Below are 14,834 nucleotides of genomic sequence, written 5' to 3' on the forward strand. Positions count from 1 at the left end.
CCCTCGCGCACGCCTCTTCATGACCCCCGCCCGGACGCCGGTGTACTGTCCCCTCCTGATCGAACGCGTTCACGGGATCCATGCCCCCGACCTGAACACGGCAGTCATGTCGAATCCTCAACGACTGGATGTACGGGGCTGGTTGGACTGTTCCTGGCCGGATCCTGACGTCGACGGCGCCCGCCGGACGCTGCTGGAGGGGCGTTTGGAGCGGACGCTGCGACAGTTCACGCGCCCGTCCAGGCGGGGACGGGCGCGTGCGGGCGGCGGATCGGCCGGACTGTCCAGTGCGGCCTGCCGATCCGGCCGTAGGTCACTTGCCGCCGATGCCCTTCGTGCCGATGTGGATGATCCGGTGGTCCCGGGTCATGTCGACGACCAGCTTGGTGGTGCCGGCGGTGCTCCCCGAGCCCCAGGTCAGCGTGATGCCGGCCTCCGTGTGGTCGGCGGTGCCGTTGTCGGTGACCGTCCAGCGGACGGGGACGTTCTGGGCGCGCAGGACGCCGTCCGCGTGGTTTTTCTCCTCCCAGGCGACCAGCTTCTTCAGGTAGTCGGGGTGGATGTAGTACTTGCGCAGTTCCGCCGCGAGCTTTCCGCCCTCGCCGGGGCCGCTCTGGGCGTCGATGTAGGCGCCGTAGAAGTCGGCGATACGCGTCACGGAGTCGGACGGGCTGCCGACGACCGTCCGGGGCGCCGAGACGGCGGCCTTGGCCGGGGTCGCCTCGGCCCAGGCGGTCAGCCCCAGCGGGAGGGCGGTGACGGCCGCGACGCCCAGGGCGAGGGCGACGGCACGACGGGCGGGCCTGCGAGCGATGGTGCGGCGGTTCATGTCGGTGTTCTCCCCGTGGATGATCAGTGGATGACCGGTCGGTGATCAGTGGAACCGGTAGGTCGGCGCAACTGGTCGATCGGTGGAACTGGCTTGATACGACCGGTCAGTAGAGCTTCTTGACGGCCGTGGTCGTCGTCTTCTTGAAGGCCGGCACGGGGGCGTCCTCGAAGTCGCCCAGCTGGCTCCAGTCCACGACGGTGACGGCGTGGCCGTCCCGGCCGACCGACAGGAGACGGATGTCGGTGGCGCCGTAGGAGGTCTCGGTGTGCAGGCCGTAGACGTGCGCGCCCTCCTCGACCGAGAGCGTGCCGTAGTCCTTGAGCTCGGCCTCGACCTCGGGGTCGGACTGCTCGATCCGCGTCGGGCACGAGCGGATCTCCTTGTTGAGCCGCGTCGCCAGAGCCTTGGCCTTGACGTCGCTGCCGACGACGATCGTCAGCTGGCGGGCGCTGGCGTCCAGGTCGGTACGGAAGGCGCGGTAGCGGGAGTCGTAGCCCGGCAGCGCCGCGCCGAGGCAGAAGCTCAGCTCCTCCGGCACCCCGTCCTTGACCCGGTCCGCGGTCCAGGCGGAGCTGGGGTGCGGCGGCAGTTCGGCAGCCGAGAGGAATTTGGGCGAGGCCGGGGCGCTCACCTTCGCCGTCGCACCGGCCGGGGCCGCGAGGGCGAGGCCGGCCGCGACGACGGCGGTGAGTGCGGACAGCGCGGTGAGCGTGCCGACTCTGGCGGCCCGGGTGGATCGGACGGAGTGGGTCGAGTCGGAGTCGGTGACTGTGGTGGCGTGGATATCGCGAATGGGCATGGGTGTCCCCCGTGTCTGGATGCACGACTGTGCATGGGTTCGCGTTGCTGGGTGATGTCGGATGTCGCCGCGCCGGGTGGTCGGTCCGGCAGCGGTCGGTGCGACGTCCACAGCATCGGCCGCCAGCCGGGGCAACCGCAACCGGCGACACGCGATGCGCGACGGTGGAACCATCCCATCCCCTCTGACGTGCAGGTATATGGAGTGCCTGGGATGGCTTTTCGGGACGCGTGGATCAGAAGAGGACGGGGTCGGGTGTGTCGACGTACGACGACGTGGCGGAGTTCGCGGCGCTGCTGACGCGGCTGAAGGAGCGTACGGACCGCAGTTACGGCTCACTGGCCCGACGGCTGGCCATGAACCCCTCCACCCTGCACCGCTACTGCTCCGGCGACACGGTCCCCCTGGACTTCGCCCCGGTGGAACGGTTCGCCGCGCTGTGCGGGGCGTCGCCGGAGGAACGCGTGGAACTGCACCGCCGGTGGATCCTGGCGGTGGCGGCACGGCAACGGCCACGTACGCCCGCGGAACCGGGTACGCCGACGGAACCGCGTACGTCCGTGGAGCCTCGTACGTCCGTGTCGCCGCGTACGTCCGTGTCGCCGCGTACGTCCGTGGAGCCGGGCAGGTTCGCGGAGCCGGGCACATCCCCCGCAGCGGTCACGTCCGTTGCGGGGGACGCCTCCGAGGTGCCGGCCGTCCCGGACGTGTCCTCCTCCGCCGCCGGCCGTCCCCCGGCCCGCCGCCCCTGGTACCGCCGACGTCGGATCGCGGTCACCACGACCATGGCCGGCACCCTCCTCGCCACCCTGGGCACGCTGGGCGGTCTGTCGGCACTTTCCACGGACCGATCCCCGTCCAAGGCGTCCCCGAGCCCGTCCCGTTCCCCCGTCAAAACCACTCCCGCGCCGATCACCTGGACCGCGAACTCCCAGTCCTGGACGCTCGGTTGCGGCCACGACTACGTCATCGCCAAGTCACCGCGGCAGGTCCCTCCGCCGCCGGCCGCGCAGGACGCCGCTCCCTGGGCGGCGAGCCAGCACGCGGTGCACGGAGGCGACACCAACGTCGAGATCTCGGTGCAGGGGCGGACCTCGACGGCCGTGGTCCTGGAGGAGCTCCGGGTCCGGGTGGTCGGGCGCGACGATCCCGCCGAGGGCACCGTCTACTCCATGGACCAGGGCTGCGGCGGCTCGATCACTCCCCGGTCCTTCTCCGTCGACCTCGACAAGGACAGGCCCGTCGCCCGCTCGGTGGCCGGGAGTGACGTCGGGACGCCGATCCCGGCGGTCCGCTTCCCCTACCGCGTCTCCGCCCAGGACCCGGAGGTCCTGCTGGTCAACGCCCGGACGGTGGCCTGCGACTGCCGCTGGTACCTGGAACTCGACTGGTCCTCCCAGGGCCGCACCGGCACCGTCCGCATCGACGACGCCGGACGCCCGTTCAGGACCAGCGGCATCAAGGGGCTGCCCCGCTACTGGTACTCGACGCGCGAGTGGACCCCCCGCACCGACTGAGCAGCCCCTTCCCCCCTAGCTCGGCCCGCTCTGTCACGTCTCCCAGACGGCGGCGGCCGTACGGTCGTCCGCGTAACCCTTGACCCGTACCTGGGTGTCCGCGAGGAACGCGGCGAGGCCGGGCGGGGGGCCGCCGGACCACCGTCCCGTGAGGTACTCGCACAGCTCGGGCTCGCCGCGCAACGGATCGGCCAGGCCGCCGGTGCACAGCAGGAGCGCGTCCCCGGGACGGGCGACGGAGGCACGGAAACGGAAGGGTTCGCGGGGCGGTTCGGGGGCGGGCTCGTACGGGCTCGGAGGTGTCGTGATCTGAAGGTCCATGGTGAGCCGGTCCCCGTCCGGGGTCTCGTGCGGCGGCGAACCGAAGCCGACGACGGGCTCACCGGCCGGGATCTCGGTGACCCGTGGTTCGATGTCCTGCCACTCGCCGTCCCGGAGCCGGAACAGTCCGCCCGCGCCGACGCCGAAGAAGACGCGCGTACGGCAGTCGGGATCGGCGGGGAGCAACAGGCAGCGCAGGCCCGCGGTGTACTCCTCGGGTTCGATGCCCTGCTCGGCGGCGCTCGCGCGGAGCTTGCCCAGGCTGCGGTCGGTGAGCCGGTGCAGCCCCGACTTGAGGTCACCGCGCCGGGCGGCACGGAGATCCTCGGCGAGCCGTACATGGCTGCGCCCCACCGCGCGCCCGATCCACTGACAGGCCTCGGCGGCGGCCCGGTGCGCGCCGGGCGTGGCACGGGCGCCGGTCGCCATGGCGATGAGGACGAGCGCGTGTTCGCCCGATCCGAAACGGGCGGTGAGGAGCGAGTCGCGGCGGGGCTCGCCCCGGAAACGCGCCGAGTCGCCGCGCAGGGAGACCGCCCGGAGCGTGCAGGCTCCGTACTGCGCCCCGTCGAGCACGGTGTCGGCGACGAGGTCTCCCAGGTCGTCGGGGTCGGCGAGCGGGAGGACGGTGGGTTCGGGCGCGTAGGTGGGGGGACCGGAGCCGACGTGATCGACGCCGCGCGGAGGCCCGTCGACGGTGAGGGCGGAGATCTCCCGAGGGACGGCGGTACCGAGGACGGGGGCCCGGAGCGGGGAGGAGTCGGCCGGGAAGCCGTCCTGGACAAAATCGCCGGGGACCGCGTCGCGCGGGGGAACGGCCGTCGGGGTGGTCCAGGCGGCGCGCTTCATCTCGGGGTCTGCCACCTGGGCGCTCTCACCGGTCGGCCCGGCGCCCCCGTCCACGAACGCGGCACCGAACGCGGGTGGCTGCCCTTTGTCGCGGAAACCCGCGGGCTTGGGGCCCGGCGGGAAGCTCGCGGGACCCGGCGGCATGGCGGGCGGCGGCTCCCAGGGGGCGCGGGGCCGCCCGGAACCGCTGCTCCGAGGCGTGTCCCGTGTCCCGTAGGGGACCTCACCGCGCGGTTGCGGAAAGACCGGAGGGGACACGGGCGCCGGAGGGGACACGGGCCGCGCCGGCGGTGGCGGCAGTGGAGGCAGCTGCGGCGGGGCCCCCGCGCCCAGGTCGTCCCACTCATCGGAGGCCCCGGAGGCCTCGGAGGCACGAGGGGCATCCCCCGACACGGTCTCGCGCCCGAACACCGCGTCTCCCCCGGCCCGCTCCGGAACCGCGTCGCCCTGCGCGCCGTCGACCGTGCCCGACGCCGAGGCGAACCGGTCGTCCAGGGAGTCGCCCGCGGCCGTGGGCCCGGTGTCCTCGGTGGAGTCGTCGTACAACTGCCCCCACCAGTCGTCCTCGTGACCGGTGGACCTCTCCCCCTGCTGGCTCATGCCCCCAATTGTCCACCGGATGGGCCGCTTGAAAACGGGGCATCCGGAAAATCCGGCGGGGTGTTCCGTCGTGAACGGCGTGTTCGACGGCGTGTCGGATGACGTGACGAACTCCTGTACGAAAACAAGTCCCGGGCGGCCCCACCCCCCACGGGAGAGCCGCCCGGCGACGCCGGGGTGACCTGTGCCGGTCCACCGCGACCCGAGTGTGACCGGTCCACCTTGGGTTCCGCTGTGCCTGGCCTCTTCCCCTGACCTGCGACTTCCCCCGTTCTCCGGCACGCTGGTCAGATGGGAGCGTGGGATCTCCTGCTGATCGGCCTGGTCATGCTGTTCGGTCTGTGCGGAGTTCTGGTGCCCGGGGTGCCGGGGTCGTGGCTCGTGTGGGCCGCGGTGCTGTGGTGGGCGATGAAGGATCCACAGGCGGTCTCCTGGTGGGTGCTGGTGGGCGCGACGGTCGTCCTGTTCCTGTCCCAGGTGATCCGCTGGCGGCTGCCCCCGCGTCGGCTGCGTGCGGGCGGCGCCACCCGCCGAATGGCGGTCTACGCCGGAGCCGGCGCCCTTCTCGGCTTCTTCCTGCTGCCCGTGCTCGGCGCGTTCCCCGGCTATGTGGGCGGCGCCTATCTCCACGAGCGGCTGCGGCTCGGCCGGCGCGCCGAGGCGGTGGCGGCGGTACGGAGGGTGATGCGGGCGGGCGGCACCAGCGTCTTCATCGAACTCTTCACCTGCCTGCTGATCACTGGAGCGTGGATCGGCGCCACCCTCTGGGGCTGATCCATCGGATCTCTCTCGCCTCCTCGTTCCGTCGTCCTGCCTCTCCTGGACGCCTGACAACGCGCACGGGCCCGTGACCCGCCTTACCGGCCTCCGGCGCCTCACAGGCTCCTGAGGTCGGCCAGGTCGATCGTGTCGGCCATGGCCCGCATACCGGCGTCGTTGAAGTGGAGGTGGTCGCCGGAGTCGTAGGCGGCGCGCATACGGTGCGGGAACGCCGGGTCGCGGACGACGGCGTCGAAGTCGACGACCGCGTCGAAGATGCCACCGGTGCGGATGAAGGTGTTCACGTCCCGGCGTACGGCTTCGCGAACCTCGCTCCACTGCGCGTAACCGCCGTACGGCGTGATGGTGGCGCCGATGACGCGGATGCCCTGGGCGTGGGCGCGGGTCACGAGCGACTTGTAGGCCTCCTTGAACGCGCTCGGGACGGTCTGTCCGGGGGTGCCGTTGATGTCGTTGATGGCCTCGAACACGATCAGCGCGCGCACGCCGGTACGCGAGAGGACGTCGGCGCCGAACCGGGTCAGGGCGCGCGGGCCTACGCCGTCCAGGAGGACGCGGTTGCCGGAGATTCCCGCGTTGAGGACGCCGAGCCGGCGGGCCGGAGGCAGCGCGGCGAGCCGGTCGGCCAGCCGGTCGGGCCAGCGGCGGTTGGCGTCGGTGGTCGTGCCGCCGCCGTCGGTGAGGGAGTCGCCGAGCGCGACCACGCTGCCGGCGGCGGCTGCGTCGAGGACGTCCACACCGGTGACGTAGTACCAGGAGCTGAGGGTCTTGGTGTAGCCGTCACCGTCCACCATGGCGGCCCAATTGCCCTTTGTGGCAAGGAAGTTGGTCTGCTTGGCCGTACGGTGATAGGTCGCAGGACCGGAGTCGCCCGGGGTGTGGACCGTGACGAGCAGATTGGCGCCGGCCGGTACCGCGAGCGTCACGGCGTCGGTGAACCGGTCCTCGCCCGCCGGGATCGTCACCGTGGGGGCGCCCGCGAAGGTGGCCGTACGCATCGAGCCGGGCACGGCGTCCGGGGTCTTCGGTTCGCCGGGTTCCTGGAGGGCGACGGTGACGGCGCCGAGGCGAAGGGGCTGGGTGCCGAGCCGGTTGGTGAGACGGACACGCAGGGCGCTGCCGCCGACGCTGAGGTGCAGGACGTTGCGGTAGGTGGCGTCGGGTCTGGCCGCGACGGTGCCGGAGGCGGCGGCCTCCCAGGTCCCGGTCCAGACACGGGGAACAGGCGTCTCCAGGACGGGCGGAGGGGAGAAGGAGGAAGGGGGAACCGGGGGCGGGACGGGGGTGCTTCCCGTGTCGGCTCTCGCCGCGGGCGGGGCGAGCGCCAGGGCGGTCACGAGGGCCGCGAGGATGTGCCGAACCATGATCGCGCGGGTCATGTGCGCATGGTTCCCCGGCCGGTCGGTCGTGCCACCGCGATGTCACACCCATGGCGGCACGCACGTACGTTCGCACATACACCCGCGTTTCCGCTGCGCCTGCCGGGACGGCCGTGTTTGGCTTCCCGTATGACCGAATTCAGCGCGGCCGAGCGTGCCTATCTGCGGACCCAGCGTCTGGGACGGCTGGCCACCGTCGACCCACAGGGCCAGCCGCAGGCGAACCCCGTCGGCTTCTTCCCGCAGGACGACGGGACGATCCTGATCGGCGGATACTCGATGGGCAGCACCAAGAAGTGGCGCAATCTGGAGAAGAACCCGAAGGTCGCGCTGGTCGTCGACGACGTGGTGAGCGTGCGCCCCTGGAAGGTGCGCGGCGTCGACATCCGGGGTGAGGCTGAACTCCTCACGGGGCCGCACGAGTTGGGCCCGCACTTCAGCGACGAGGTGATCCGCGTCCACCCGAGGCGCATCCACAGCTGGGGCCTTGAGGAGGACTGAGGGTCGTCACGGTCACGGGGTGAGCGGGACGCCCTCCAGGCCGAGCAGCTGGCGCTTGCGGTCGAGGCCGCCCGCGTATCCCGTGAGGGAGCGGTCCGCGCCGATCACCCGGTGGCAGGGCCGGACGACGAGCAGCGGATTGGCGCCGATCGCACCGCCGACGGCCCGTACGGCGGCCCTGGGGGCCCCGATCCGCGCGGCGATCTCGCCGTACGTCGTGGTCCTGCCGTACGGCACCGAGTCGACGGCGCTCCAGACCCGCTGCCGGAAGTCGGTCCCGGTGCTCCGCGACTCCAGCCGGAACTCGGTGAGTTCACCGGCGAAGTAGGCGGCGAGTTGTGCCTTCGCCGTCCGGAAGGGCCCGGGATCCTGCCGCCAGCCCTCCTCGGCACTCCGGACGCCGCGTCCGCCCTTCTGCCCGGGCACGGAGAGCGAGGTCAGCGCGCCCGACTCGTCGGCGGTCAGAAGGAGTTGACCGAGGGGACCGTCGAGGAAGGTCCAGTAGGTGGTCACGGGAGCGGCCGTAGGTGTCGTCATGGTGCGGGCTCCCGGTCGGCGGCGTACCTGGTGTTCTGGTCGGTCACGCTGTCCAGTCTGCGGTACGCGGGAAGGTCTCGCTGGCGGCTTTCCGACGCGACGTTCCCCACCGACACCGGCCGACATCTGAACCCCGTCCACCCCAGCACTCGCGGGACAAACACCCGCGGCCCGGCCGGGAGCCCACCCCACAGCCGGGGACCCGACCCACGGCGGGGAGCCCACCCCACAGCGGGGACCCGATCCACGGCGGGGAGCCCACCCCACGACCGGGAGCCCACCCCACAGCCGGGAGCCCACCCCACAGCCGGGAGCCCGACCCACGACCGGGAGCCCACCCCACAGCCGGGAGCCCACCCCACGACCGGGAGCCCACCCCACAGCCGGGAGCCCGACCCACGACCGGGAGCCCACCCCACAGCCGGGAGCCCACCCCACGACCGGGAGCCCACCCCACAGCCGGGAGCCCGACCCACGACCGGGAGCCCGGGGCAGCGCCCCGGGTCCCCGCCGCCCCGCCGCACTCCTAGCGCTGACGCCCCCGCTTCGCCTCCATCGCCGCCCTGCCCTCCGCCCCCTTCTTCTTCCAGTCCTTGCGGATCTCCGCCCGCAGTCGCGCGTCGGTCTTGGCGACGATGTACTGGTTCTCCCGCAGCAGCTTGCGGTAGCTGTCGAGGCGTCGCTCGGCCAGCGCGCCCGAGTCGACCGCGTCCAGCACCGCGCACCCGGGCTCCGCCGTGTGGGCGCAGTCCAGGAAGCGGCACCCGGCGGCCAGTTCCTCGATCTCGGCGAAGACCTGTCCGACGCCGGTACCGGCGTCCCACAGGCCGACGCCGCGCAGCCCCGGTGTGTCGATGAGGACGCCCCCGCCGGGCAGGGCGAGCAGGTTGCGGGTGGTCGTGGTGTGCCGGCCCTTGCCGTCGGCGTCACGGGTGGCCTGGACCTCCATGACGTCCACGCCGAGCAGCGCGTTCGCGAGCGTCGACTTGCCCGCACCGGACTGCCCGAGCAGCACGGCCGTACCGTCGGAGACGACAGCCGCGAGGACGTCGATGCCGTCGCCGTTGTTGGAGCTGACGGTGAGCACCGGCACCCCGGGCGCGGTGGCCTCCACGTCCTCGACGAGATACGAGAGGGTGGTCGCGTCCGGTACGAGGTCCGCCTTGGTGAGCACCACGACGGGCTGCGCACCCGATTCCCAGGCCAGCGCCAGGAACCGTTCGACGCGGGCGAGGTCGAGTTCCACGGCAAGTGACACGGCGACGATGGCGTGGTCGACGTTGGCCGCGAGGATCTGACCCTCGGAACGCTTGGACGAGGTGGACCGTACGAACGCGCTCCGGCGGGGCAGATACGTACGGACGTACCGGGGATCGCCGGCCGGTTCGACCACGGCCCAGTCGCCCGTGCACACGACCCGAAGCGGATCGTGCGGGGTGACGAACGCGGTGTCGGCGCGCAGCACACCGTCCGCGGTGGCGACGTCGCACCGGCCGCGGTCGACGCGGATCACCCGCCCCACGAGCATCCCTTCGGCGGCGTAGGGGGCGAACTCGGCGGCCCAGGCGTCGTCCCAGCCGTAGGCGGCGAGCGCGGGAGACGAAGCGGATGACGGGGTGGAACGAGGTGAAGCAGATGAAGCCGAGAGCGAAGTCAAGGGAGACCCTTCACAAGGGTGGCCCCGGCACGCGCACTTGGGCGCGAAGGAAGTGGAAGGTCAGCCGGTGGCCACGGAGGTGGACTTGATGAACTCCTGGATGCGGGCAACGCCCATCGCAAAGACAGTCATCGGGTCACACCTCCTCGTATTCGCTCGATCGACGACGGCCGTGAACGGCTCGTGAAGGCCGTCCCGGAAAGCCCTCTCACTCTAGGCGCGCACCCGCTCTCGACGCCACCCGATATCCGGCTGAACAACTGGGGCCCCACCAGCCGTAACTGATCAGTGTGGCGGTTGGGAGACCGCACCGAGCGAAGGAGCACACCATGAAGGCGACCGCGCAGATCGGCGTCACCGGCCTTGCGGTGATGGGCCGGAATCTGGCCCGGAACTTCGCCCGGCACGGTTACACCGTGGCCCTCCACAATCGGACCCCCGCCAGGACCAAGGCGCTGGTCGAGGACTTCGGGCACGAGGGCGACTTCGTGCCGGCCGAGACGGCCGAGCAGTTCGTGGCGGCCCTGGAACGCCCCCGGCGGCTCATGATCATGGTGCAGGCCGGGACGGCCACGGACGCGGTGATCGACGAGTTCGCCGCGCTCCTGGAGCCCGGCGACATGATCATCGACGGCGGCAACGCCCACTTCGCCGACACCCGCCGCCGGGAACTGGCCCTGCGCGGGCTCGGAATCCACTTCGTGGGGGTGGGGGTCTCGGGCGGCGAGGAGGGCGCGCTGAACGGGCCGAGCATCATGCCCGGGGGCTCCGTGGCGGCGTACAGCGCGCTCGGGCCGATGTTCGAGACGATCAGCGCCAAGGTGGACGGCGAGCCCTGTGTCACCCATGTCGGCACGGACGGGGCCGGGCACTTCGTCAAGATGGTGCACAACGGCATCGAGTACGCCGACATGCAGCTGATCGGCGAGGCGTACCACCTGCTGCGCGAGGTCGGCGGCTACGAGCCGGCGCGTATCGCCGAGGTCTTCCGCCAGTGGAACAAGGGGCGCCTCGACTCGTATCTGATGGAGATCACCGCCGAGGTGCTCGCTCACACGGACGCCTCCACGGGCAGACCCTTCGTGGACGTGGTGGCCGACGCCGCCGGGCAGAAGGGCACCGGCCGCTGGACCGTACGGACCGCCCTGGAACTCGGTTCCCCGGTCACCGCCATCGCCCAGGCCACCTTCGCCCGCGCCGCCTCGGGCCAGCGGGCCCTGCGCGCCGCGTATCGCGAGCTGCCCGGGGGCACCAGCTGGAGTCTCACCGCGTACGAGTCGGAGCGCTTCGCCTGCCTGGTCGAGCACGCCCTGTACGCGTCGAAGCTCATCGCCTACGACCAGGGCTGGAAGATGATCCTGGACGCGTCGGCGGAGTACGGCTGGGACATCGACCTCGGCGCGATAGCGAAGATCTGGCGCGGCGGCTGCATCGTCCGCGCCGCCTTCCTCGACCGGGTCCGGGCCGCCTACGCCGCAGATCCCTGCCGGGTCACCCTGCTCACCGAGGAGGGTTTCGCGGGCGAGATCGCCGACGCCCAGGTGCCCTGGCGCGAGGTCGTCGCCACGGCCGCCCGGCACGGCGTTCCGGTCCCGGCCTTCTCCGCCGCCCTGTCGTACTACGACACCCTGCGCACCGAGCGCCTCCCGGCCGCCCTCACCCAGGGCCAGCGCGACTACTTCGGCGCCCACACCTACCGGCGTACCGACCGTGAGGGCCGCTTCCACACGCTCTGGGAGCGGGCGGACCGGAGCGAGACCGAGGTGATCTGACCTCGCCCGGCCCGCACCGCGAACGGGCCGGCCGCGTCCAGCGGTGTCACCGCTGGGCGTGGCCGGCCCGGGGCCGTGTGCGAGCGGCTCAGGTCGTGCAGCGGCTGCCGTTCAGGGTGAAGTCGAACGGCTCCTTGTTGCTGCCCTGCCAGCTGGCGAGGAAGCCGAAGGAGACCGTGCCGTCGGCCGCGACGGACCTGTTGTAGTCGGCGGCCGTGGCCGTGACGCGGGCTCCGTCCTGAGTGAAGCTCGCGTCCCACATCTGGCCGACCTGCTGGCCGTCGCGGAAGCTCCAGGCGATGCGCCAGCCGTCGACGGCCTTCGCGGTGGTGACCCTGATGGTGGCCTGGAAACCGTCGGGCCACTCGTTGACGAGGTCGTACTCGGCCTCGCAGGACGCCGGTTCGCTCTCGTCGGGACTCGGTTTCGAGCTCTCGCCCCGCGCGGCGGACGTGGCCGTGCCCTGGGGCTCCGTGTCGGGCTTGTCGGCCGGTGCCGGGGACGCGGCCGGGTCGGACTTCCGGGGGAGCGCGGACGGGGTGGCACCCGCCGGGACGGTGAGGCCGGACGGCAGGACGGACGCCGGGTCCATCACGGGCTTGCCGTCGGTCACGCCGCCCCGCGCGGCGTCGTCGCCGGAGCCGTCGAACGGCATCAGCGAGACCGTGAGCGCGAGCGCGGAGACGATGACGGCCGCGACCAGGATCGCCGTACGGCCGATGCGCGGGCGCGACTCGCCGATGGTGAGACCGGTGTTGAAGCCGGCCTCGCCGCGTCCGCCGAGCAGGCCCGCCTCGGCCGCGCGGCGGCGCCGTTCCAGGTAGGCGAGCCCGCCCCAGCCGATGACGCCGCCGGCGAGCGCGGCCGGCAGCCCGCCGATCCCGCCGTACAGCCGGAGGCAGGCGGCGGCCTCGGCGCACTCCACGCAGGTCGCGAGGTGCCGGGAGAGGTCCTCGGGGACCTCGGCGCCCTGCGAGCGGGTGACCGCGTCGAGCAGCCGGGCGTAGCGGCGGCAGTCGGGGCTCATCGGGGTGTCGAGGAGGTTGCGCTGGCAGCGGTCCCTGAACAGGACGCGTACCTGGGCGAGTTCCTCGGCGGCGCTCTCCGGGTCGAGGCCGAGCCGGCGGGCCACGACGGCCAGCGGCAGCGCCTCCACCTCGGCGAGCCAGAGCAGGGCGGCGTCCGGTTCCTGCATGTCGCGCAGGGCGCGCAGCGCGAGCGGGCGGCGCAGCGGGGGTCCCACGTACCGGGCGGCCTTGTCGGAGTTGAGCCACAGCCGCAGGTCGGGGTCGAGATGGTTGCCGTGCCCGGTCTCCTCCCAGGACGTGGCAGTGCTGCGAACCGCCGCCAGCAGGAGGGGTATCCAGGGCAGGCGGGGTATGCGGCGTCCGGTGTTGCGGGCGCCGAAGTCGGCGGCCCGGGCCGCGTGGATACCGTGCCTGAACGCCTCGGCGGCCAGTTCGGTGCCGGCGGACGCGCCGGACGTGCACAGGTCGGCGTACGAGAGGACCGCGTCCCAGCACTCGGAGAACAGCGCTGCTTCGGCGGCGTCCTGAGGGGTCGGCAGATCTGGCATATGGGGGGACTCCAGCATCAACGGCTTGCACACGCCAACGTCAAGGTCAAGATCGAACGTCAACTGACCCTGGGAACAGGGGAGTTGGGGAACGTTTCCCAGAACGGAGCCCCGAGCTTTTCACGTATCCCGCACAACTGACAAGCGACGTATTCACATGTCGGCACATGTCAACGCGGCTCGCCGTACGGGGGTCGTGAGGTGAGCGGAACGACGTGCGGGTTCTCCTGCCCCCATACGGGCCCCGGCGCCGTTCCGTTCAGTTGTTTTCAGTCTTCTCGGCTCGTCTCGGTCCTTCTCAGCTCTGCTCGGTCCTTCGGCTCACGTCTTCGACGCGGGCTCGCGGGCCGGCAGGCTGTCCATGAAGGAGCTGACCGAGAATACCGCTCGGCCGGGGCCGGGTTCGCCGTAGCCGGGGGGCGAGTCGAGGCCGAACTCGTCCATCGTGGCGCGGTAGGCCTCCAGCAGGCGGATGTGGTACTCCAGCGGCGCGCCCTGGGGGTTGGCCTTGCCGAGCGGGGTGGTGGGCTCGGGGCACCAGGTGGTGAAGCGGGGCGTGATGCCGTGCGACATGAAGAAGCGCAGGCCCTCGGTGGTGGAGGCGATGGCCTCGTCGACCGTCGTGAACCCGGACGGCGCGGCCATCTCCACACCGGCCACGAAGTTGGGGATGACGTTGCGCGCGCCGAAGACGTCCGCCGAGTCGAGGATGCGCTTGTGCCACTCGTCGCGGCCCACGTAACGCTCCTTGCCGGGGCAGTACAGCTCGAAGAGGTTGCGGTCCCACACCTCGTAGTTGGGGTGGTAGATCTGCACGCCGTAGTCCTTGAAACGCCGGACGTCGTCCTTCGGCAGCGCCTGGGCGACGACCTTGCCGATCCAGCGGCCCGGGAAGTGCTCCTCGATGGCCTTCGCGTACATGCCGTAGAAGTCGGCCTCGTCGCGGCCCTGGAGCTTCGAGGTGATCGCACCGCCGGTGAGCGTGTAGGCGGTGGAGGTCTTGTTGGTGTCGTACCGGTTGATGATCTCCAGCGCCTCAAGGACCTCGTCGACGTCCTTGACGCCCGTGTAGGGCCGGCCGGCCGCCTTGTGCTGGCGCCAGTTGTGGTTGATGTCGCAGTACTGGCACTCCTCCTTGGCGCCGAAGTACTGGCAGACCCGGAAGACGGTCAGATAGATCAGATAGCCCCACTGGATGGTCGGGGCCACCTCCATGACGGACTTCCCGTTGGAGAGGGTGTGGCGGTAGTACTCGGGCATCGGCGGGACCCCGACGTCGGAGATCCGCTTCCCGTCCAGGTAGAGGCCGAGGACGCCGCCCTCGTCGGGGGCCACCCGGTAGGGCGAGGCGGGGTTCACCCGCACCGACACGACGGTCCGGCGCAGGTCGTAGGGGCCGCCGGTGAGGATGATCTCCTCCGGCGGGCGGCGCAGCGCGGCCTCGCCCAGCTCGGGGAGGGTGCCGTGGTCGAAGGAGAAGATGAAGTACGACTTCGGCTTGACGTCGCCGCTCTCGTTGTCGCTGAGCGCGGACGGATCGAAGGCCACACCACCCCTGAGCAGGTCCTCTTTGAAGACGGCTTCCCGCGGGACATGCGGAAAGCGCTCCATCAGATCCTCGACCAGCGCGGTGCGGCTGCCCATCCCGTGTCTCCTCCAGCTCCGGCGGTACTCCGGCGTTCGACTCCTCACGGTATGCCCCCGCCTGCGTGTC

At 71.7% G+C, this 14,834-nt stretch carries 12 protein-coding genes; 4 read left to right on the plus strand and 8 right to left on the minus strand.

The features are described from left to right. Positions 1–313: 313 nt before the first annotated feature. Both QA861_RS08405 and QA861_RS08410 read right to left on the minus strand, forming a co-directional pair. Positions 314–829: a hypothetical protein gene (locus QA861_RS08405; protein ID WP_334587580.1), complete on the minus strand. Its 516-nt coding sequence runs from the start codon at positions 827–829 to the stop codon at positions 314–316. Positions 830–935: 106 nt separating this feature from the next. Beyond that, positions 936–1,631, minus strand: coding sequence for a hypothetical protein (locus QA861_RS08410; RefSeq protein WP_334587581.1), 696 nt, complete (start codon positions 1,629–1,631; stop codon positions 936–938). 257 nt (positions 1,632–1,888) lie between these two features. Between QA861_RS08410 and QA861_RS08415 the strand changes: the two genes are divergently transcribed. Beyond that, on the plus strand, positions 1,889–3,148 hold the full coding sequence (locus QA861_RS08415; protein WP_334587582.1) for a helix-turn-helix domain-containing protein: 1,260 nt from the start codon (positions 1,889–1,891) through the stop codon (positions 3,146–3,148). 33 nt (positions 3,149–3,181) lie between these two features. On the opposite strand, the gene QA861_RS08420 is transcribed toward QA861_RS08415, so the two are convergent. Continuing rightward, positions 3,182–4,918 carry a protein phosphatase 2C domain-containing protein gene (locus QA861_RS08420; protein ID WP_334587583.1) on the minus strand — a complete coding sequence of 579 codons (1,737 nt, stop codon included), beginning with the start codon at positions 4,916–4,918 and terminating at the stop codon, positions 3,182–3,184. A 291-nt stretch (positions 4,919–5,209) separates the two neighbouring features. Between QA861_RS08420 and QA861_RS08425 the strand changes: the two genes are divergently transcribed. Next, a complete protein-coding gene (locus tag QA861_RS08425; protein ID WP_334587584.1) occupies positions 5,210–5,692 on the plus strand; it encodes a DUF456 domain-containing protein in 483 nt (160 codons plus the stop codon). Positions 5,693–5,793: 101 nt separating this feature from the next. On the opposite strand, the gene QA861_RS08430 is transcribed toward QA861_RS08425, so the two are convergent. Then, positions 5,794–7,077, minus strand: coding sequence for an SGNH/GDSL hydrolase family protein (locus QA861_RS08430; protein ID WP_334587585.1), 1,284 nt, complete (start codon positions 7,075–7,077; stop codon positions 5,794–5,796). A gap of 129 nt (positions 7,078–7,206) precedes the next feature. Here QA861_RS08430 and QA861_RS08435 point away from each other — a divergent pair, with 129 nt between their 5' ends. Next, entirely contained in the window at positions 7,207–7,578 is a 372-nt protein-coding gene (locus QA861_RS08435) for a PPOX class F420-dependent oxidoreductase (RefSeq protein WP_334587586.1), read from the plus strand. Positions 7,579–7,590: 12 nt separating this feature from the next. Here the strand turns inward: QA861_RS08435 and QA861_RS08440 are convergent, their stop codons facing one another. Beyond that, on the minus strand, positions 7,591–8,115 hold the full coding sequence (locus QA861_RS08440) for a methylated-DNA--[protein]-cysteine S-methyltransferase (RefSeq protein ID WP_334587587.1): 525 nt from the start codon (positions 8,113–8,115) through the stop codon (positions 7,591–7,593). Between the two features lie 526 nt (positions 8,116–8,641). After that, the gene (rsgA, locus tag QA861_RS08445) at positions 8,642–9,772 is read right to left on the minus strand and encodes a ribosome small subunit-dependent GTPase A (protein WP_334587588.1); all 1,131 of its coding nucleotides are present in this window, start codon (positions 9,770–9,772) and stop codon (positions 8,642–8,644) included. Positions 9,773–10,101: 329 nt separating this feature from the next. Between rsgA and gnd the strand changes: the two genes are divergently transcribed. Further along, the gene (gnd, locus tag QA861_RS08450) at positions 10,102–11,544 is read left to right on the plus strand and encodes an NADP-dependent phosphogluconate dehydrogenase (protein WP_334587589.1); all 1,443 of its coding nucleotides are present in this window, start codon (positions 10,102–10,104) and stop codon (positions 11,542–11,544) included. An 88-nt stretch (positions 11,545–11,632) separates the two neighbouring features. On the opposite strand, the gene QA861_RS08455 is transcribed toward gnd, so the two are convergent. Together QA861_RS08455 and QA861_RS08460 are read right to left on the minus strand one after the other, a co-directional pair. Continuing rightward, positions 11,633–13,120: a cellulose binding domain-containing protein gene (locus QA861_RS08455; RefSeq protein WP_334587590.1), complete on the minus strand. Its 1,488-nt coding sequence runs from the start codon at positions 13,118–13,120 to the stop codon at positions 11,633–11,635. 321 nt (positions 13,121–13,441) lie between these two features. Beyond that, positions 13,442–14,764, minus strand: a complete 1,323-nt coding sequence (locus QA861_RS08460) for a radical SAM protein (protein ID WP_334587591.1) — start codon at positions 14,762–14,764, stop codon at positions 13,442–13,444. Positions 14,765–14,834: the final 70 nt, after the last annotated feature.

It is taken from the genome of Streptomyces sp. B21-083, assembly GCF_036898825.1.
In the GTDB taxonomy this organism is placed as follows: domain Bacteria; phylum Actinomycetota; class Actinomycetes; order Streptomycetales; family Streptomycetaceae; genus Streptomyces.